Annotated in this window: 19 protein-coding genes; 11 read left to right on the forward strand and 8 right to left on the reverse strand. The window is 72.6% G+C overall.

The window, feature by feature from the left end:
* Positions 1-41 precede the first annotated feature (41 nt).
* A complete protein-coding gene (locus QFZ64_RS21960) occupies positions 42-1,886 on the forward strand; it encodes a phosphoenolpyruvate carboxykinase (GTP) (protein WP_307068293.1) in 1,845 nt (614 codons plus the stop codon).
* 230 nt (positions 1,887-2,116) lie between these two features.
* Here QFZ64_RS21960 and QFZ64_RS21965 read toward each other — a convergent pair whose 3' ends face one another.
* Together QFZ64_RS21965 and QFZ64_RS21970 are read right to left on the reverse strand one after the other, a co-directional pair.
* On the reverse strand, positions 2,117-2,581 hold the full coding sequence (locus tag QFZ64_RS21965; RefSeq protein ID WP_307068294.1) for a hypothetical protein: 465 nt from the start codon (positions 2,579-2,581) through the stop codon (positions 2,117-2,119).
* Between the two features lie 117 nt (positions 2,582-2,698).
* Entirely contained in the window at positions 2,699-3,910 is a 1,212-nt protein-coding gene (locus QFZ64_RS21970) for a pyridoxal phosphate-dependent aminotransferase (RefSeq protein WP_307068296.1), read from the reverse strand.
* Between the two features lie 139 nt (positions 3,911-4,049).
* Between QFZ64_RS21970 and QFZ64_RS21975 the strand changes: the two genes are divergently transcribed.
* A complete protein-coding gene (locus QFZ64_RS21975) occupies positions 4,050-4,841 on the forward strand; it encodes a hypothetical protein (protein WP_307068298.1) in 792 nt (263 codons plus the stop codon).
* A 155-nt stretch (positions 4,842-4,996) separates the two neighbouring features.
* A complete protein-coding gene (locus QFZ64_RS21980; protein WP_307068299.1) occupies positions 4,997-5,866 on the forward strand; it encodes a serine protease in 870 nt (289 codons plus the stop codon).
* 38 nt (positions 5,867-5,904) lie between these two features.
* On the opposite strand, the gene QFZ64_RS21985 is transcribed toward QFZ64_RS21980, so the two are convergent.
* Positions 5,905-7,554: an amidohydrolase family protein gene (locus QFZ64_RS21985; protein ID WP_307068301.1), complete on the reverse strand. Its 1,650-nt coding sequence runs from the start codon at positions 7,552-7,554 to the stop codon at positions 5,905-5,907.
* 68 nt (positions 7,555-7,622) lie between these two features.
* The gene (locus tag QFZ64_RS21990) at positions 7,623-8,900 is read right to left on the reverse strand and encodes an amino acid deaminase (protein WP_307071814.1); all 1,278 of its coding nucleotides are present in this window, start codon (positions 8,898-8,900) and stop codon (positions 7,623-7,625) included.
* Between the two features lie 288 nt (positions 8,901-9,188).
* On the opposite strand from QFZ64_RS21990, the gene QFZ64_RS21995 reads away from it, so the two are divergent.
* From QFZ64_RS21995 to QFZ64_RS22020, 6 genes are all read left to right on the forward strand, one after another.
* Positions 9,189-10,322 carry a sugar kinase gene (locus QFZ64_RS21995; RefSeq protein ID WP_307068303.1) on the forward strand — a complete coding sequence of 378 codons (1,134 nt, stop codon included), beginning with the start codon at positions 9,189-9,191 and terminating at the stop codon, positions 10,320-10,322.
* Complete coding sequence (locus QFZ64_RS22000; protein ID WP_307068305.1) at positions 10,319-11,170, forward strand: IclR family transcriptional regulator; 852 nt, start codon at positions 10,319-10,321, stop codon at positions 11,168-11,170. Before QFZ64_RS21995 ends, QFZ64_RS22000 begins: the two co-directional genes overlap by 4 nt.
* Positions 11,167-11,577, forward strand: a complete 411-nt coding sequence (locus QFZ64_RS22005; RefSeq protein WP_307068307.1) for a RidA family protein — start codon at positions 11,167-11,169, stop codon at positions 11,575-11,577. The genes QFZ64_RS22000 and QFZ64_RS22005 overlap by 4 nt, the downstream gene beginning before the upstream one ends.
* 164 nt (positions 11,578-11,741) lie before the next feature.
* A complete protein-coding gene (locus QFZ64_RS22010; protein WP_307068309.1) occupies positions 11,742-13,235 on the forward strand; it encodes a GntP family permease in 1,494 nt (497 codons plus the stop codon).
* 88 nt (positions 13,236-13,323) lie between these two features.
* Complete coding sequence (locus QFZ64_RS22015; protein WP_307068311.1) at positions 13,324-14,025, forward strand: hypothetical protein; 702 nt, start codon at positions 13,324-13,326, stop codon at positions 14,023-14,025.
* A 158-nt stretch (positions 14,026-14,183) separates the two neighbouring features.
* Entirely contained in the window at positions 14,184-14,570 is a 387-nt protein-coding gene (locus QFZ64_RS22020) for a VOC family protein (RefSeq protein ID WP_307068313.1), read from the forward strand.
* On the opposite strand, the gene QFZ64_RS22025 is transcribed toward QFZ64_RS22020, so the two are convergent.
* Genes QFZ64_RS22025 through QFZ64_RS22035 form a run of 3 tightly spaced genes read right to left on the reverse strand, consistent with a single transcriptional unit; the run spans position 14,515 to position 15,918 of the window.
* Complete coding sequence (locus QFZ64_RS22025; RefSeq protein ID WP_307068315.1) at positions 14,515-14,853, reverse strand: hypothetical protein; 339 nt, start codon at positions 14,851-14,853, stop codon at positions 14,515-14,517. The genes QFZ64_RS22020 and QFZ64_RS22025 overlap by 56 nt on opposite strands.
* Before the next feature lie 10 nt (positions 14,854-14,863).
* Positions 14,864-15,055, reverse strand: coding sequence for a hypothetical protein (locus QFZ64_RS22030; RefSeq protein WP_307068316.1), 192 nt, complete (start codon positions 15,053-15,055; stop codon positions 14,864-14,866).
* An 11-nt stretch (positions 15,056-15,066) separates the two neighbouring features.
* A complete protein-coding gene (locus tag QFZ64_RS22035) occupies positions 15,067-15,918 on the reverse strand; it encodes a helix-turn-helix transcriptional regulator (RefSeq protein ID WP_307068318.1) in 852 nt (283 codons plus the stop codon).
* A gap of 172 nt (positions 15,919-16,090) precedes the next feature.
* On the opposite strand from QFZ64_RS22035, the gene QFZ64_RS22040 reads away from it, so the two are divergent.
* Both QFZ64_RS22040 and QFZ64_RS22045 read left to right on the forward strand, forming a co-directional pair.
* Complete coding sequence (locus QFZ64_RS22040) at positions 16,091-16,576, forward strand: ATP-binding protein (RefSeq protein WP_307068321.1); 486 nt, start codon at positions 16,091-16,093, stop codon at positions 16,574-16,576.
* Between the two features lie 147 nt (positions 16,577-16,723).
* Positions 16,724-17,485, forward strand: a complete 762-nt coding sequence (locus QFZ64_RS22045) for an SDR family NAD(P)-dependent oxidoreductase (RefSeq protein ID WP_307071815.1) — start codon at positions 16,724-16,726, stop codon at positions 17,483-17,485.
* Positions 17,486-17,520: 35 nt separating this feature from the next.
* Here QFZ64_RS22045 and QFZ64_RS22050 read toward each other — a convergent pair whose 3' ends face one another.
* On the reverse strand, positions 17,521-17,934 hold the full coding sequence (locus QFZ64_RS22050; RefSeq protein WP_307068323.1) for a VOC family protein: 414 nt from the start codon (positions 17,932-17,934) through the stop codon (positions 17,521-17,523).
* Positions 17,935-17,953 lie beyond the last annotated feature (19 nt).

Genomic DNA, 17,953 nt, shown 5'->3' on the forward strand with positions numbered 1-17,953 from the left:
CACGGGGCCTCCAACACAAAACCCCTCATCTAGGAGCAATCGTGGCGCGCGACATCGCGGCTCCCACCACCGTTCCCTCCACCGCCCCCACCCGCCATCAGGAACTCCTCTCGTGGGTGGACGAGATCGCCGAACTGACGCAGCCGGACGCCGTGGTCTGGTGCGACGGCTCCGAGGCCGAGTACGAGCGCCTGTGCGGGGAGCTCGTGGCCAAGGGCACGTTCACCGAGCTCGACCCGATCCTGCGGCCCAACTCCTACTACGCCGCCTCCGACCCCTCGGACGTGGCGCGGGTCGAGGACCGTACGTTCATCTGCTCCGCGAAGGAGGAGGACGCGGGTCCGACCAACCACTGGAAGGCCCCGGCCGAGATGCGGGAGATCTTCCGGGGGCGGGACGGCCGGGGCGGTGTCTTCCGTGGCTCGATGCGCGGGCGCACGATGTACGTCGTCCCGTTCTGCATGGGCCCGCTCGGCTCCCCGCTCTCCGCGATCGGCGTCGAGATCACGGACTCCGCGTACGTCGCCGTCTCCATGCGCACCATGACCCGCATGGGCAGGCCGGTCCTGGACGAGCTCGGCGAGGACGGCTTCTTCGTCAAGGCCGTGCACAGCGTCGGTGCCCCGCTGGCCGAGGGCGAGCAGGACGTCCCCTGGCCCTGCAACAGCACCAAGTACATCTCGCACTTCCCCGAGGACCGCGAGATCTGGTCCTACGGCTCGGGCTACGGCGGCAACGCGCTGCTCGGCAAGAAGTGCTACGCCCTGCGCATCGCCTCCGTCATGGCCCGCGACGAGGGCTGGCTGGCCGAGCACATGCTGGTGCTGAAGCTGACCCCGCCCACCGGGGAGCCCAAGTACGTCGCCGCCGCCTTCCCCTCGGCCTGCGGCAAGACCAACCTGGCCATGCTGGAGCCGACGGTCCCCGGCTGGACTGTGGAGACCATCGGCGACGACATCGCCTGGATGCGGTTCGGCGAGGACGGCCGGCTGTACGCCATCAACCCGGAGGCCGGCTTCTTCGGCGTCGCGCCCGGCACCGGCGAGCACACCAACGCCAACGCGATGAAGACGCTGTGGGGCAACTCCGTCTTCACCAACGTGGCGCTCACGGACGACGGCGACGTGTGGTGGGAGGGCATGACGGAGGAGACCCCGGCCCACCTGACGGACTGGAAGGGCCGGGACTGGACGCCGGACTCGGACGAGCCCGCCGCCCACCCCAACGCCCGTTTCACCACCCCCGCCGCCCAGTGCCCGATCATCGCCCCCGAGTGGGAGGACCCCCGGGGCGTGCCGATCTCGGCGATCCTCTTCGGCGGCCGCCGGGCCACCGCCGTGCCGCTGGTGACGGAGTCCTTCGACTGGAACCACGGCGTCTTCCTCGGCGCCAACGTGGCCTCCGAGAAGACCGCCGCCGCCGAGGGCAAGGTCGGTGAGCTGCGCCGCGACCCGTTCGCCATGCTGCCGTTCTGCGGCTACAACATGGGCGACTACATGGGGCACTGGATCGAGGTCGGGGCCGACAAGGACCAGTCGAAGCTCCCGAAGATCTACTACGTCAACTGGTTCCGCAAGAACGACGAGGGCACGTTCGTCTGGCCGGGGTTCGGCGAGAACGCGCGCGTGCTCAAGTGGATCGTCGAGCGGCTGGAGGGGAAGGCCGACGGCGTCGAGACCCCGATCGGGATCCTGCCGACGAAGGAGTCGCTGGACACCGCCGGGCTCGATCTGCCCGACGCCGACCTGGAGTTGCTGCTCACGGTCGACAAGGAGGCGTGGCGCGAGGAGGCGGCGCTGGTGCCGGACCACTTGAACACGTTCGGCGATCACACCCCGCGGGAGCTGTGGGACCAGTACCGGGAGCTGGTGCGGCGCCTGGGCTGACCGGGCGGAGACACGTCCGCGGCGGGCCGGCCGCGCTCCTCGTCGGCCGGCCCGCCGCGGCGGACCGGCCCCGCACAACGGCGTGCGGGGCCGCGGACTTCGGCGCGGTACGGGCGGCGCCGGCGGCTCGGACGGTGTACGCGGCGCGGGCCGCGACTGCGAGGCACCCGGCCCGCGCACCGCTGCGGGGGCGCGCGGACCGGGGCCGTTCTCTCCGGCGGGCGGGCGCGTCAGTGGGTCGCGAGCTGCCGGGGTCCGGTGGTGGTGGCCGTCGCAGCCGTTCCGGCCGCCTCCGCGTGGACGTCCATCTGCTGGGCGGAGAGGATCGCCGCGGCCGTGTCCGCGCGGGACGCGGCGACGACCAGCGCGCGACCGGCGAGCGCGTGGGCGCGGCGGCGCAGGGCGTGCGTGAGAACGTGCCTGTCCTGGACGGTGCCGGACGGGGCCGGCACCGTGGCGCGGACCGGCGGGTGACCCCCGCGCAACCGCCCGACCTGCGCGGCGAGCCGCTCGGCGGACTCGTCGAGCTGGGCCGAGGGGTCGAGGGCGCGGAGTTCGTCGGTCACCGCGAGCAGCGCGGCGAGGTGGCCGGCGAGCTGGATGTCCAGCTCCTCCTCCCGGGACCGATGCGGAAAGTCGGAGTCGCGGGTGCCGGCCATCGTGTGGACCGACTTGGTGCGGATCGGTTCGTACATGGGGGATGGCCTCCTGTGCTGCGAGATGCCATCCTAGCTTGGAATCGGTCTAAAGTTGAGCGGACGGGGGAAGTGGCTGGTGGCGAGGGCGAAGAAAACCCTGCGGGCACCCCCGGGTCACACCTGGCTGTAGCCGTCCAGGAAGTGGCCGATGCGGGTGATCGCGGATGTCAGGTCGGCGATGGTGGGGAGGGTGACCACGCGGAAGTGGTCCGGTTCCGGCCAGTTGAAGCCCGTGCCGTGCACCACCATGATCTTCTCGCGGCGCAGCAGTTCGAGGACCATCCGCCGGTCGTCCTTGATCTTGAAGACCTTGGGGTCGAGGCGGGGGAACAGATACAGCGCCCCCTTCGGCTTGACGCACGTCACCCCGGGGATCCGCGTCAACAACTCGTGCGCGACGTCCCGTTGCTCCTTCAGGCGCCCGCCCGGCAGCACCAGGTCCTGGATCGTCTGCCGTCCGCTCAGCGCCGCGACCACCCCGTGCTGGCCCGGCATGTTCGCACACAGCCGCATGTTCGCCAGGATCGTCAGGCCCTCGATGTAGGAGTCGGCGTGGGCGCGCGGCCCGGAGATCGCCATCCAGCCCACCCGGTATCCGGCCACCCGGTACGCCTTCGACATGCCGTTGAACGTCAGCGTCAGCAGGTCCGGCGCGACCGAGGCGGTCGGCGTGTGCGTGGCACCGTCGTAGAGGATCTTGTCGTAGATCTCGTCCGAGCAGACCAGCAGGTTGTGCCGGCGTGCGATGTCGGTGAGCCCCTTCAGCATCGACGGGTCGTAGACGGCCCCCGTCGGGTTGTTGGGGTTGATGATGACGATCGCCTTGGTGCGGTCGGTGACCTTGCGCTCCACGTCGGCGAGGTCCGGCATCCAGTCGGACTGCTCGTCGCAGCGGTAGTGCACCGCCGTGCCGCCGGACAGCGACACCGCCGCCGTCCACAGCGGGTAGTCGGGCGCGGGGACGAGGACCTCGTCGCCGTCGTCCAGCAGCGCCTGCATCGCCATGACGATCAGCTCGGAGACGCCGTTGCCGATGAAGACGTGCTCGACGTCCGTCTCGATGCCGAGGGTCTGGTTGTGCATGACGACCGCCCGGCGCGCGGCCAGCAGGCCCTTCGCGTCGCCGTAGCCGTGCGCGGTGGAGACGTTGCGCAGTATGTCCTCGAGGATCTCCGGCGGGCACTCGAAGCCGAAGGCGGCCGGGTTGCCGGTGTTCAGCTTGAGGATGCGGTGACCGGCCGCTTCCAGCCGCATCGCCTCCTCGAGAACCGGGCCCCGGATCTCGTAGCCGACATTGGCGAGCTTCGTGGACTGGATCACCTGCATGTCCGTGAGCTTACGGCCGCGTTGCCGGGTGCGCGTCGTGTTTCCCACCACAGGGAACCCGTACGGCCCCGGCCGTTTTCGCGGCCTTTGCCGCCCACCCCTGCCCCTCGCGCCCCACCCGCCCCTAGAATGCGCCCTCGTGTCATGGCAGCAACAGCCTGAGGTCGGGGCGCACGGCGGATACGTCGAGAACACAGCGGACCGGGCGGCGGAAGCCCGCCCCGCGGGTGGGGTGCGGCCTCACGGCGACGCACACGAGGGTCACCCGATCGTGTACCACCCGTACGCCGAGGCGGCTGTGCCCGAGTACGACCGGTACGCGGACCCGGCCGCCGCCCACGGGTGGCAGAACGCCTACGACGAGACCCGCGAGCTGCCCCGGATCGTTCCCGCGGCGGCCCCCGCCGTCCCCGGGCCCGGCGCCGTTCCTGCCGCCCCGGGCCGTCGCCCGCGCGCGGCCCGGCGCGCGGTCCTCGCGGCCGGGGCGCTCGGCGCGGCCGGTGTCGCCGTCCTGCTGACCGGGGGCTTCGGCGCGGGGTCCGCCGGGACGCCGGGCGGCACCGGGGGGTCCGCGCGGCCGACGACGTCCGCCGAGGCGGCCGACCCCGACGCCGCCGCGGACTCCTCCACCCCGTCGGCCTCCCGTTCCGGCTCGACCGCGCCGGCCGGCGACGGCGGTCCCTCCGAGTCCGCCGGGAGCACGCGGGCCGCCTCCCCGACGCCGAGCCGGGCGGGCGCGGGCGGTGGCGCGGAACCGGGCGGCTCCGGGACCCGGTCCGCCGCGCCCGCGCCCACCACCCGCACCGCCTTCCCCTCGTTCCCCGTCGCCCCGAGTCCGACCGTGTCGAACCCGTACGGCGGCGGGCACGGCGGGCACGGCGGAGGCGGCTGGGGCGGAGGTGGCTGGGGCGGCGGCTGGGGGCGCCACTGACGTCCTGTGTCGGATGCCGGGGACGGCGGGCCGGGGGGACGGCCGAAAACCGTCCCTTGCCGCCCACGCACCGCCCCTCTGACAATGCGCATGACAACTCCACGGGCGGCCGGACGACCTTCGGCCGCCCCGTCATGTCTCAGAGGGGACCCCACATGAGAAAGCCTCTCGTCACCGTGCTGCTCGCCCTGGCCATCGCCGGGGCCGGCGCGGCCCCCACGGCGGCGGCCACCCCGGCCTCCGCGCCCGCACCCGAAGCGGTCACCGCGCCCGCGGCGGCCCCCGCCCTCCAAGCCGTCGACTACGCCGGCACCGTCGCGCTCAGCAACTGCTCCGGCTCCGTCGTCCGGCTCCCCGCCTCCACCGACTCCGACCCGGCGCTCGTGCTCACCAACGGCCACTGCCTGGAGACCGGGTTCCCCGAGCCCGGCGAGGTCATCGTCGACCAGGCGTCCAGCCGCTCGTTCACCCTGCTCAACTCGGCCGGGAGCGGCGTCGCCACCCTGCGGGCGAGCAAGGTCGCCTACTCGACGATGACCGACACCGACATCACGCTGTACCAGCTCACCCGCACCTACGCGCAGATCAAGAGCTCGTACGGCATCGGCGCGCTCACCCTGAACGACACCCACCCCGCCGTCGGCACCGCCATCAAGGTCGTCTCCGGGTACTGGAAGCGCATCTACACCTGCGCGATCGACGGCTTCGCCTACCGGCTCAAGGAGGGCGACTGGACCTGGAAGGACTCCGTCCGTTACACCTCCGCCTGCGACACGATCGGCGGCACCTCCGGCTCGCCCGTCGTCGACACCGCCACCGGCAAGGTCGTCGCCGTCAACAACACCGGCAACGAGGACGGGGAGCGCTGCACGGAGAACAACCCCTGCGAGGTCGACGAGAACGGCACGGTCACCGTCCGCGAGGGCATCAACTACGCCGAGGAGACGTACGGCATCCCGGCCTGCTTCGGCGCCGGCAACAGGCTGAACCTGAACGCGAGCGGCTGCACCCTGCCCAGGCCCTGACCCCCCGGCCCCACCGGAACCGGGGCGGGCGGCAGCGCTCACGCCGGAGTGCGGCGCACCGCCCGCCCCGCCAGTACGTCCGTGCGCCGCCCGTCCTCGATCACGAAGCGCCCGTCGATCAGCACGTGCGGGATCCCCGTCGGCAGCCGGCGCGGGTCCGCGAACGTGGCGCCGGGCGCGACCGTCGCCGGGTCGAAGAGCACCAGGTCGGCCCGGTACCCCTCGCGCACAAGGCCACGGTCCGGCAGCCGCAGCCGGGCCGCCGCGCGCCCGGTGAGGTGGGCCACGCACTCCTCCAGGGACAGCACCCCCAACTCCCGGACGTAGCGGCCGAGATACTGGGGGAAGGTGCCGTACGCGCGCGGGTGCGGCTTGGTGCCCTGGAGGATGCCGTCCGAACCGCCGGTGTGCGCCGGGTGGCGCATGATCGTACGGACGTTCTCCTCGTTGCCCACATGCTGGAGGATCGTCGTGCCGAGCCTGTCCTCGGTCAGCAGCCGGCGCGCGGTCGTCCAGGGTGTCTCGCCGCGCGCCCGCGCGGCCTCCAGGACCGTGCGTCCGACGTACTCGGCGAGCTCGGGGTTGCTCACGCCGGAGATCTCGATGGTCTCCCACTCCATCGGCACCCCGTGGCAGCCGTCGGAGCCGGTCACCTCCAGGTGGTGGCGGATCCGCTCGGCGGTGTCGTCGTCCGCGAGCCGCTTCAGCAGCGCCTCGGGGCCGCCCTCGCCCGCCCAACTGGGGAGCTGCGCGGCCAGGGTGGTGCAGCCGGGGGTGTACGGATAGGTGTCCAGGGTGATGTCGGCACCGTCGGCCAGCGCCTCGTCCAGCAGCGCGAGCAGTTCGGGCGCCCGGTCCCGGTTGACGCCGAAGTTCATGGTGGCGTGGGTGAGGTGCAGCGGACAGCCCGCCTCGCGGGTGAGCGCGACCATCTCCTCGTACGCCTGAAGCGCCCCCGCCCCGTAGGACCGGTGGTGCGGGCAGTAGTAGCCGCCGTACGACGCCACCACCCGGCACAGTTCGGCCAGTTCGGCGCCGTCGGCGTACATGCCGGGGGTGTAGGTGAGCCCGGAGGAGAGGCCGACGGCGCCCTGTTCCAGGCCCTCCGCGACCAGTCGCCGCATCCGGTCCAGCTCGGCGGGCGTGGCCGGGCGGTCCTCCCAGCCGACGGCGAGGGCACGCACCGTGCCCTGCGGGATCAGATACGCGGCGTTGACGGCGATGCCCCGGCCGTCGAAGCCGTGGTCGAGCCGGTCCAGGAACTCGCCGACCGAGCGCCAGGAGAAGTCGATGTCGTCGCCGTACCCGTTCCAGCCGGAGATGGCCCGGCGGACCTCGGCGAGCGTGCGGTCGTCGACCGGCGCGTACGACAGCCCGTCCTGCCCGATGACCTCGAGGGTCACGCCCTGCGCGGCCTTGGCGCCGTGGTCGGGGTCGCGCAGCAGGGCGAGGTCGCTGTGCGCGTGCATGTCGATGAAGCCGGGGGCCAGGACCAGCCCCTCGGCGTCCAACTCCCGCCGGGCGCGCGGGCGCTGGCAGCCGGCCGCCCACGCCTCCTTGACGATCGAGACGATCCTGCCGTCCTCGATCGCCACGTCGGCGCGGTAGGACGGCGCACCGCTGCCGTCCACGACCTCCGCGTCGCGCAGGACGAGGTCGGCCCGGTCGGTGAGGTCGACGGGATCCATGGCGAGTACCGGCCTTCCTGATGCGTGGGACGTGACTGCTCCCGGACTGCTCCCGGGAGAAGAGGTGCCTAGAAGAACGTGCGGACGTAGTCGGTGACCGTGCCGTCCGCCTCCACGAGGGGGATGAGCTGCCACTTGTCGAAGGACGTGCAGGGGTGGGAGAGGCCGACGCCGATCCAGTCGCCCACCTCCAGGTCCGTCCCGTCCGCCGTGCGCAGCCACATGTGCTGGTCGGAGAGCGCGGTCACGGTGACGCCGGTGGCCGGACGCTCGTCGCCGTCCCGTCGTACCACCTGCGCGAACGGCAGGTCCAGGTCGTAGGCGGCGTCGCGCTTGCCCGCGTTGGCGAACGCCTGCTCGGGGGAGGGGCGGGAGACGACCTGCGTCCACAGCCGGAACGCGGGCTCCAGACCGCCCTCCTCCGGGACGCGGTTGAAGGGGGTGACGTGGCGGTAGTGCCCGTCGTCGTGCGAGACGTAGGCGCCGGAGCGCAGCAGCTTCAGTGCGGGGAGCGAGAGCGCGGGCAGCTCGGCGAGGACGTCGGCGACCGCGTCGAACCAGGCGCTGCCGCCCGCGCTGACGACGATCTCCGTCAGGCCGGTGCCGGTGAACCGGCCCGCCGCGTCGAACTCGGCCGCCAGCGCGGTCAGCCGGCGCAGCCAGGCCCGTACGCGGTCGGGGTCGGCGTCCGGGACCTCACCCTCGTAGCCCGCCACGCCGGCCAGCCGCAGGGTGGTGGTGGCCGCGACGGCGTCGGCGACCGCCGCGCACTCCGCCTCCGTACGCGCCCCCGTGCGCGCCCCTTCTCCGGCACCGAGTTCGACGACGACGTCGAGCGGGCGGCCCCCCTCGGGCAGCGGGGAGAGCGCGGCGTCCATCAGCTCGACCCCGCGCACGGAGTCGACGTAGCAGAGGAACCGGAACTCCGGGTCGGCGGCGAGTTCCGCGGCGATCCAGCGCAGGGCCGCCGGGTCGACGATCTCGTTGGCCACGAAGATCCGCCCGATGCCGAACTCCCGTGCCACGCGCACCTGGTGGGGCAGCGCGAGCGTGATGCCCCAGGCGCCTCGCTCGATCTGCCGGCGGAAGAGCTGCGGGGCCATGGAGGTCTTGCCGTGCGGGGCGAAGGCGAGGCCGTGCCGCTCGGCGTACCGCTCCATCAGCGCGAGGTTGTGCTCCAGGCGCTCGGCGGACAGGGCGAGGACGGGGGTGGTGAAGCCGTCGGTGAACAGATTGCGCCGCTCGGCCGCGAGCGCGCCGACGGTGAGGTGGGCGGCGTCCGGCGGGAGGCCCTTGAAACGGTGGCCGACGGGCTCGTCGGCGAGCCGGGCGACGGCGTCGTCCATCCCTTTGTCGAGGGCGGAACCGGGGGTGCCGGAGATGCCGGGGATGCGGTCGACGGCCATGCAGCCTCCCTGATCAGGTGCGTTGCATTCTCTGCAACGTCCATTGCGTATGTCGCTCACTGCTGTCTAACATCTCGGCCGACGCGGGTCAACGGCAGCGACCGTGCCCCACGGCAGTCCCCGCGGCACCCGCAGATCCACCAGCACCGGCATCGCCGGCAGCGCCGGCGGACCCGGCAGCACCCACCGCCCCAGCACGCCCCCGACGAGCGAGGAGTACCCACCGCCGTGACCGCCACCGGCCCGCACAGCGCACCGCCCGCCGTCGACGTCGTCGCGCTGGGGGAGTCCATGGTGACCTTCCTGCCCACGCGGCCGGGACGGCTCGCCGACGTGCCGGCGTTCGAGCGCGGGATCGGCGGCGCCGAGTCCAACGTGGCGTGCGCGCTGGCCGCCGCCGGGCACACCGTGCGCTGGGTGAGCAGGGTCGGCGCGGACGGCTTCGGCGACCACCTCCTGGAGGCGATCGGCGGGTACGGGGTCGACGTGAGCGCGGTGCGCCGGGACCCGGCACGCCCGACGGGCATCTACTTCCGCACCGCCGGGGACCGCTCCGGCGACACCCACGAGGTGGCCTACTACCGGGCCGGCTCGGCGGCCTCCGCGATGTCCGCGGCCACCCTGGACCTGGACGCCGTACAGGACTGCCGCGTCCTGCACCTCTCCGGGATCACGCCCGCGCTCTCCGCCGACTGCCTGGAGCTGGTGCGGGAACTGACGGCCCGCCGGCCCGGCCGCCCGCTCGTCTCCTTCGACGTCAACCACCGCCCGGAGCTGTGGGCCGACGCCGACGGCCCCCGGGCGCTCCTCGAACTGGCGCGCGGGGCCGACCTCGTCTTCGTCGGCGACGACGAGGCGCGGGCCGCGTGGGGGCTGGACGGCGCCGGGGCGATCCGCGAGGCGCTGCCGGAACCGGAGACCGTCGTCGTCAAGCGGGGCGCGGACGGGGCGACGGCGTACGGCAGGGACGGCTCCGAGGTCTCCGTCGGCGCCCCGGTCGTGGACGTCGTCGCGCACGTCGGCGCCGGTGACGCCTTCGCCGCCGGGTTCCTCTCCGCCACCCTGCGCGAACTGCCCGTCCGCGACCGGCTCCGCCACGGCCACCTCACGGCCGCCGCCGCCCTCACCGTCCACGGCGACCTCGCCGCGCCCCCGGCCCGCGACCACGCCGACCGGCTGGCCGCCCTGGACGACACGGTGTGGGGGAGACTGCGACTCGGCCCCGGCTGGACACAGCGGACCGACGGGACGCGGGACGACGACGCCGACGACCGGACCGAGGGGACGCGCGACGACGCCGACCGGACCGACGGGACGCGCGACGACGCCGGCCGGGCCGAGGAGGAGGTACGCAGACCATGAGCCAGACCGTCGACCGGGCGCTGTCCATCCTGCCGCTGCTCGCCGAGGGCCCCGCCGACCTCGCGGGCGTCGCCGAGCGGCTCGGCGTGCACAAGTCCACCGCGCTGCGGCTGCTGCGCACCCTGCACGAACACGGCCTGGTCTACCGCCAGTCCGACCAGCGCTACCGCCTCGGCGCCCGGCTGTTCGCGCTCGCCCAGGAGGCGATGGAGAACCTCGACATACGCGAGATCGCGCACCCGCACCTCGTCGCCCTCAACGAGGAGTGCGGGCACACCGTGCACCTCGCGGTGCACGAGGAGAACGAGGTCCTCTACATCGACAAGGTCGACAGCCGCTACCCGGTGCGCATGTACTCGCGGATCGGCAAGCCGGTCGCCATCACCGTCGCGGCGGTGGCCAAGCTGCTTCTCGCCGACCTGCCCGAGGCCGAGCGGCGTGCCGTCGCCGAACAGCTCGAGTACCCGCCGTACACCGCGCGTTCGACCCCGCACGCGGCCGCGTTCCTGCGCGAGCTGGAGAAGGTGCGCGAGCAGGGCTGGGCCACCGACCTCGGCGGCCACGAGGAGTCCATCAACTGCATCGCCGCCCCGGTGCGCGGCGCCGACGGCCGGGTCGTCGCCGCGATGTCGGTCTCGGCGCCCAACGTCGTCGTCACCGCCGAGGAACTCCTCGCACTCCTCCCGCGGGTGCGCCGCACGGCGGACGCGATCAGCGGCGAGTACTCCGGCCGTACGCCGGGGAGCGGCGAGTACGCGGGCCGTACGCCGGGCGCCGGCGAGCACTCGGGCCGAACCCCAGGAACCGCGGCGGCCGCCGGTCCGCCAGGAAAGGAAAAGAACCCATGACCGACAAGATCGCGCTCACCCCGAAGACGCACACCACCCCGCCCGCGAAGTTCTCGCACGGCGTGCGCAAGGGGAACATCCTCCAGGTCGCCGGCCAGGTCGGCTTCCTGCCCGCCGAGGAGGGCAAGGCGCCCACCCCCGCCGGGCCGACCCTGCGCGAGCAGACCCTCCAGACCCTTGCCAACGTCAAGGCGATCCTGGAGGAGGGCGGCGCGGGCTGGGACGACGTGATGATGCTCCGCGTCTACCTCACGGACGTGGACCACTTCGCCGAGATGAACGACCTGTACAACACCTACTTCGAGGAGCAGGGGCTCACCGCGCCCCCGGCCGCCCGCACCACGGTGTACGTCGGTCTGCCCCCGGGCCTGCTCATCGAGATCGACGCGCTCGCCGTACTGGGCTGACCGGCGCGACCCGCCGGAATCCGTCCCGTACACGCGCACGCGTGACGCGGTGCCCCGCCCCGCCGGGGCACCGCGTGGACCCCCCACTCCCTGCCCGAAAGCCTCATGGCACCCCCCGTCACACGAGAAGCACGAGGACCACCCCAATGCTCAATGTCATGCCCATGATCATATCCAGAGAGGCGGTCGCCCTCGCGGCGGCCCCCGCACCCGCGGCCCCACCCCACACCGGTGGTCTGATCGCCCTGATCCACGGCACCGCCGGCCTGCTCACGGTCGCAGCCCTCGGCATCGCGCTGCTGCTCTTCCTGATCATCAAGATCCGGCTGCAGCCGTTCCTCGCCCTGCTCACGGTCTCCATCGCCGTCGGCCTGGCCGCCGGACTGTCGGTCACCGAACTCTTCGGCACGGTCCAGCGCTCCGACGCCGTCTCGCTCATCGAGTCCGGCATGGGCGGCACGCTCGGCCACATCGCGATCATCATCGGCCTGGGCACCATGCTCGGCGCGATCCTGGAGGTCTCCGGCGGTGCGGAGGTGCTGGCCTCCCGGCTGCTGCGGCTGTTCGGCGAGAAGCGCGCCCCGCTCGCGATGGGTCTGACCGGCCTCATCTTCGGCATCCCGGTCTTCTTCGACGTCGGCATCTTCGTCCTCGCGCCGATCGTCTACGCGGCCACCAAGCGCGGCGGCAAGTCCATCGTCCTGTACGCCATGCCGCTGCTGGCCGGCCTGTCGATGACCCACGCCTTCCTGCCGCCGCACCCCGGCCCGGTGGCCGCGGCCGGACTGCTCAAGGTCGACCTCGGCTGGGTCATCATGATGGGCGTCATCTGCGGCATCCCGGCCGTGCTCGCCGCGTGGGCGTGGGCGGCCTGGATCGGCCGGCGCATCTTCGTCCCCGTGCCGCAGGACATGGTCGAGGCGGCGGACGAGTCCAAGGCGGCCCTCGCGGCCGAGCAGCGGGCGGCGGGCGTGACGCCGTCGGAGAAGCCGGTGGCGCTCTCCGTCGTGTTCACGATCATCGGCACGCCGCTGGTCCTCATCCTGCTCTCCACCTTCTCCTCGATCGCCTTCGACCCCTCCACGGGCCGCTCGGTGGTGGAGTTCTTCGGCCACCCCTTCGTCGCCCTGACGATCGCGCTGCTGCTGGCGTACTACCTGCTCGGCATCCGGCGCGGCTGGTCCCGCAAGTCCCTGGAGACGGTGTCCACGGCCTCCCTGAAGCCGATCGGCAACATCCTGCTGGTGGTCGGCGCGGGCGGCATCTTCGGCGCGGTCCTCAAGGGCAGCGGCGTGGCCCAGGCCCTCTCCGACACCTTCCACGACGTCGGCCTGCCGGTGATCGTGCTGGCGTACCTGATCTCGCTGGTGCTGCGGGTGGCGCAGGGTTCGGCGACGGTCGCGATCGTCACCACGGCGGGCATCGTGGCGCCGCTGCTGTCCGAGGGCGACCACTCGCAGGCGTTCGTCGCGCTGGTCATCATGGCCATCTCGGCAGGTTCGATCTTCGCCTCGCACGTCAACGACGGCGGATTCTGGATGGTCGCGAAGTACTTCGGCATCAGCGAGCGCGACACGCTGAAGACGTGGACGGTCCTGGAATCGGTGCTGTCCGTGGCCGGGTTCGCGATGGCGGCGGTGGTGAGCCTCTTCGTCTGACCGGGCGCCGGCGGGCGGCGGCCGGATTCGTATAACGATGCGGAGGCGGCTTGCACCGGACACAGGATGGTGCACCATACTGCCCGCTGTGGAGCAGCGCATAGGTTCGAGCAAGCAGCCCCTGGAGGGCGCCGGGTTGGACCCGGCGTACGTCCCCGGCCTGACGGTGCCCGGGTCCCGCGAGCCGGAGAACACGACGGACGCGGACGAGCCGACGGCACCGGCGAAGCCGGCCGGGGCCGCGCGGGAAGCGGATGCCGACGCGGAGGCGGAGACGGCGGGTGAGACGGAGGCCGAGGCGGACGTGAAGACCGCCGAGGCCGCCGAGGACACCGCCGTCGACGCCGAGGCCGAAGCCGAGGACACCGCCGTCGAAGCCGAAGTGGCCGCCGACGGCCCGGTGTTCGAGGCCTCCGACCGCCGGGCCTCGATCCTGGCGAACGCCGCGGGCGTCCGGCTCCACCTCGACGACCAGGAGTGCGAGTTCCGCTGGGACGAGATCGCCGCGGTGGAGACGGCGTCCCCGCGCTTCGGCAGGCGGTTCACGGTCACCGTGCACACGCCGCAGTCGCGCTGGTACTTCATCGAGATCGAGGCGTCCTCCCGCTCCCGCTTCGCGGAGTGGGAGAAGCAGTTGGACGACGTCCTGGACGCGTACTTCGAGGAGGACGCCGGGGAGCCGGCGTCCTCGGAGAAGGCCGAGTCCACCGAGTCCACCGAGTCCACCGAGCCGGCCGAGTCCCCGGAGGACGCGGTGCCGAAGGGCGGGGCGAAGGACGAGGACGCGTAACCGCGTCGCGGCACGCACACCGGCGGAGCGCCGTACGGCCAGGGCCACCTGACCGTACGGCGCTCCGTCACGCGAAAACCCCGTGCCCCACCCACCGCACTGACGTACCATCACCGTCGCTTCCGTCAGTCCGTCCGTCCACACCATCCGGGGGACCCATGCCCAGCAGGCTCATCGAACTGGTCGTCGACTGCCACGACCCCGAGCGGCTCGCGGCCTTCTGGTGCGAGGTGCTGGGCTGGAAGGTGATCGACCGGGACGGCGGCACGGTCGAGATCGGCTGTTGGGAGCCGACGGCCGAGGAGTTCCGGTCCCGGCAGATGCCGCCGACCCTGATCTTCATCCCGGTACCCGAGGACAAGACGGTGAAGAACCGCCTCCATCTCGACGTCAGCCCCGTCGAGGGCACGACGGAGGACGAGGTCACCCGCCTGCTCGCCCTCGGCGCGAAGCGCTCCGAGCACCAGACCGAGGGCGCGAGCTGGGTCGTCATGACGGACCCCGAGGACAACGAGTTCTGCGTCCTGCGCACGCTGGACCGTTAGGGCCGAGGGGCCAGCGAGCGGTGCGCCACTGCTTCTCGAACTCCTCGCGGCTGATCGCCACGCCACGGAACTCGGGCTGTGCGTTGACGTCGGCGAGCGAGCCGACAGGCACTTGGCCGAGGCCGATCTCGTCCGACTCGTGCAGCGCATCGGCCCGCACGCTGCGGCCGTCCGCGTAGCGTTCGACCTTGCGGACCTCGTACCCGTCCGGCCCGATCTCGCTGTAGAGCGTGACCGGGTCCGACGGGCAGTCGTGTAGCCAGTCGACCTTCCAGTGGTCCATGGGCTTCCGCTCAGAGCAGGTGGTCTGCCTTGCCGGCCTTGATGTCCAGGATCATCGTGCGCAGTGCGTCGCGGCTGTCGGTGAGGGGGTGTGCCTCCTCACCGGCTATGGCGATGTAGGCGTTTCCGTCCCGGTCGGTACCGAGGCGGAAACAGCTGGCTCCTTCCCCGCAGAACGGCTCTTCCCAGGTGATCTCGTCCACCGGTTCTCTCCTCACAGGTCGTTGGCGATGTCACGGACGAAGTCGCGCGACTCCCGGGGCGGGAGGGCGATGCGCTCCATCCAGTCCAGGTGCCCGCGGTACTTGGCCAGTTGCGCCTCCTCGCCGAGGAAGGCCGGCCCGTGCGAGCTGTCGACCTGCACCGTGTCCAGCCGCGGCACCGAAGCCTCCAGGTAGTTGACGGTCTGCCCGGCGCCGGGGAACGTACCCGCGGCGAACGGAACGACCAGCAACCGTACGGGCGGCTGCTCGGACACCTTAAGCAGATGCTCCAGTTGGGCCCGGGCCACCTTGCGGCCACCGAACTGCATGCGCAGCGCCGCCTCGTGGACGAGGGCCACGTATTCAGGTGCGTTCTCGCCCTCCAGCACCTGCTGCCGTTCGATCCGGTAGGCGAGCCGCAGAGCGACCTCGTGCTCCGGCAGAGGCGGGAGTACCGCCCGGAAGAGTTCCAGCGCGTGATCGCTGGTCTGCAACAGCCCGGGGACGTGGGCGGTGTGCGCGTTGCGCATCCGGACGGCGTACGACTCCAGCTCCGCGATGTCCAGCAGTCCCGGCGAGAGGGCACCCCGGTAACGCTCCCACCAGCCACGTCCGGCAGGACGGGCCATGGCCGCGAGCGCGTCCACGTAGGCCTGGTCCGAACAGTCGCAATTGCAGGCGAGCGTACGCAGACGTGCGGGGCTGATCGTCCGGATGCCCGTCTCGATGTTGGAGATCTTCGCCCGGTCCACCCCGAGCAGCCCGGCGGCCTGGTCCGCCGTTATACCCGCAGCCGTCCGCATTTTGCGCAGCTCGTTGCCGAGCCTCTTCTGGCGTTCCGTGGGTGCCGTCCTCGGTGGCATGGCGCTCCTCCCGTACTGATCGTCAGCAGTCTGCCGCGTGGAACGGCAACGCGACCACGGACGGGTTAATTTCTGCAACCCAGTGGCAATGTAACCATCTTCACCCTTACGTTGCGTAGGCGCCGAGCCACCCACGGCGACCGGCGTCACTCGTGACCGAAGGAGCTGCCCCATGTCCGAAACGATCCCCACCCCCTCCCTCCCCCGCTGCCCGGTGGGGTTGCCGCATCCGGTCGATGCGGCCGCCCCCCGGCCGGAGACGCTGGCGTACGGCCTCACCCTTCCCGCCGCCCTGACGAGCCCCGCACTGGCGCGGCAGGTGACGCGCGCGCTGCTGACCGCGCACGGGCTGGGCGGGATGCTGGACCCCGCCGTCCTCGCGGTCAGCGAACTGACCGCGACCGCCGCCCGGTTCACGCAGTCCGCCGACTTCCACCTCTCGCTCCGCTACCGCGCCGACACCCTCCGCCTGACGGTGTACGACAACCACCCGCACCACGCCCACCCCCGGCTGGCCGCCGCCTGCGAGACCCGCCGCCGGGCCGCCCTCCGCCTCCTGACCCGCCTCTGCCGCACCTGCGGGGGAGCCTGCGGATTCGAGGGGTCCCGTGAACCGGGCGGCGGCACGCGTATGTGGGCGACGTTGCCGGGGCGGTGAGCGCACGGGACGAGCGCGCGTGTGGCGCCGCCGTGCCCCGTCGGTCACGCTGGTCGGGTCACCGAGCCCGCTGGAGGGGATCCCGATGTCTCACCGTCCGTTCGCCGGGTGGCCGCACGCCGCCCGCCGGCCCGCCGGGTCCGGCCGATGAGGGGCGTGCTGGTCACCGGTGGCTCGCGGGGCATCGGCCGTGCGGTCGCGAGGGCCTTCGCGGCCGGTGGCGACCGGGTCGCGGTGCAGTACGCCGGCCGCCGCGCCGACGCCGAACGGACGCTGCGGGAGCTGCCCGGCACCGGGCACGCGCTGCTCCAGGCCGACCTGGGCGAGGCCGGCGCGGCCGAGCGGCTGGCGGCCGAGGCGGTGGCCGCGCTCGGCACGGTGGACGTACTGGTGAACAACGCGGCCGTGGCGCCCAGTGCCGAGACCCGGCATCCGGTCGCGGAGACCCCGCTGGCGCACTGGCAGCAGGTCTGGCGGCGGATGGTGGACGTCAACCTGCTGGGCGCGGCCGACCTGTGCTGGGCCGTGGCCCGTCATCTGGTCGACCGCGGCGCGGACGGCGCGATCGTGAACGTCGGCTCCCGGGGCGCCTTCCGCGGCGAGCCGGACTTCCCCGCCTACGGGGCGACCAAGGCGGCGCTGCACGCCCTCGGCCAGTCGCTGGCCGTGGCGCTGGCGCCGCACGGCATCACCGTCACCTCCGTCGCGCCCGGGTTCGTCGCCACCGAGCGGCAGGCGGCGAAGCTGTCCGGGCCGGAGGGCGAACGGCTGCGCGCGGAGAGCCCGTTCGGGCGAGTCGGGACACCTGAGGAGATCGCCGCCACGGTGTACTTCCTCGCGTCCCCGGCCGCGGCCTGGGCCTCGGGAACCATCGTCGACCTCAACGGCGCGTCCCATCTGCGTACCTGACGCCGCGCTCCGCCAGCGGGGGCCGGGCCGCCCGTTCAGGCCTTCTGGTGCTCCTGCCTCGCCACCGCCTCGGCCGTGACCGGGGTGAAGAGGTTGACCAGACTGCCGTCCGGGTCGCGGAGGAGGACGGAGCGGTTGCCCCAGGGCATCGTCGTCGGGGGCTGGACGAACTCGTGGCCGAGGGACGCGAGGCGCTCGTGCTCCGCGTCGACGTCGGCGACGCGGAACTCGATGATCACCGAGCGGTTGGCGGCCGGGGCCGCGAGGTCCGCGCCGCCGCCGAAGAGCGCCAGGGTGCGGTCGCTCGCGAGGGCCAGCGTGCCCGACGGGGTGGCCAGCTCGGCGAAGTCGGGGGTCCACCAGGTGGCGGAGACGCCGGTGACCTGCTCGTAGAAGGTGACGAGGCGGGTGACGTCGTCGCTGATCACGCGGAGGGAGACGAGGTTCATGCGGTGTCCAGTCGTATGT

Origin of the sequence: Streptomyces sp. B3I8, from assembly GCF_030816915.1 — a bacterium.
In the GTDB taxonomy this organism is placed as follows: Bacteria; Actinomycetota; Actinomycetes; order Streptomycetales; family Streptomycetaceae; genus Streptomyces.

Excerpts from the sequence above, each read along its gene's own strand:
- QFZ64_RS21965 (WP_307068294.1), bottom strand. The coding sequence starts at position 2,581 with ATGTACGAACCGATCCGCACCAAGTCGGTCCACACGATGGCCGGCACC.
- QFZ64_RS21970 (WP_307068296.1), bottom strand. The coding sequence starts at position 3,910 with ATGCAGGTGATCCAGTCCACGAAGCTCGCCAATGTCGGCTACGAGATC.
- QFZ64_RS21980 (WP_307068299.1), top strand. The coding sequence starts at position 4,997 with ATGAGAAAGCCTCTCGTCACCGTGCTGCTCGCCCTGGCCATCGCCGGG.
- QFZ64_RS21985 (WP_307068301.1), bottom strand. The coding sequence starts at position 7,554 with ATGGATCCCGTCGACCTCACCGACCGGGCCGACCTCGTCCTGCGCGAC.
- QFZ64_RS21990 (WP_307071814.1), bottom strand. The coding sequence starts at position 8,900 with ATGGACGACGCCGTCGCCCGGCTCGCCGACGAGCCCGTCGGCCACCGT.
- QFZ64_RS22000 (WP_307068305.1), top strand. The coding sequence starts at position 10,319 with ATGAGCCAGACCGTCGACCGGGCGCTGTCCATCCTGCCGCTGCTCGCC.
- QFZ64_RS22005 (WP_307068307.1), top strand. The coding sequence starts at position 11,167 with ATGACCGACAAGATCGCGCTCACCCCGAAGACGCACACCACCCCGCCC.
- QFZ64_RS22010 (WP_307068309.1), top strand. The coding sequence starts at position 11,742 with ATGATCATATCCAGAGAGGCGGTCGCCCTCGCGGCGGCCCCCGCACCC.
- QFZ64_RS22020 (WP_307068313.1), top strand. The coding sequence starts at position 14,184 with ATGCCCAGCAGGCTCATCGAACTGGTCGTCGACTGCCACGACCCCGAG.
- QFZ64_RS22025 (WP_307068315.1), bottom strand. The coding sequence starts at position 14,853 with ATGGACCACTGGAAGGTCGACTGGCTACACGACTGCCCGTCGGACCCG.
- QFZ64_RS22035 (WP_307068318.1), bottom strand. The coding sequence starts at position 15,918 with ATGCCACCGAGGACGGCACCCACGGAACGCCAGAAGAGGCTCGGCAAC.
- QFZ64_RS22040 (WP_307068321.1), top strand. The coding sequence starts at position 16,091 with ATGTCCGAAACGATCCCCACCCCCTCCCTCCCCCGCTGCCCGGTGGGG.
- QFZ64_RS22045 (WP_307071815.1), top strand. The coding sequence starts at position 16,724 with ATGAGGGGCGTGCTGGTCACCGGTGGCTCGCGGGGCATCGGCCGTGCG.
- QFZ64_RS22050 (WP_307068323.1), bottom strand. The coding sequence starts at position 17,934 with ATGAACCTCGTCTCCCTCCGCGTGATCAGCGACGACGTCACCCGCCTC.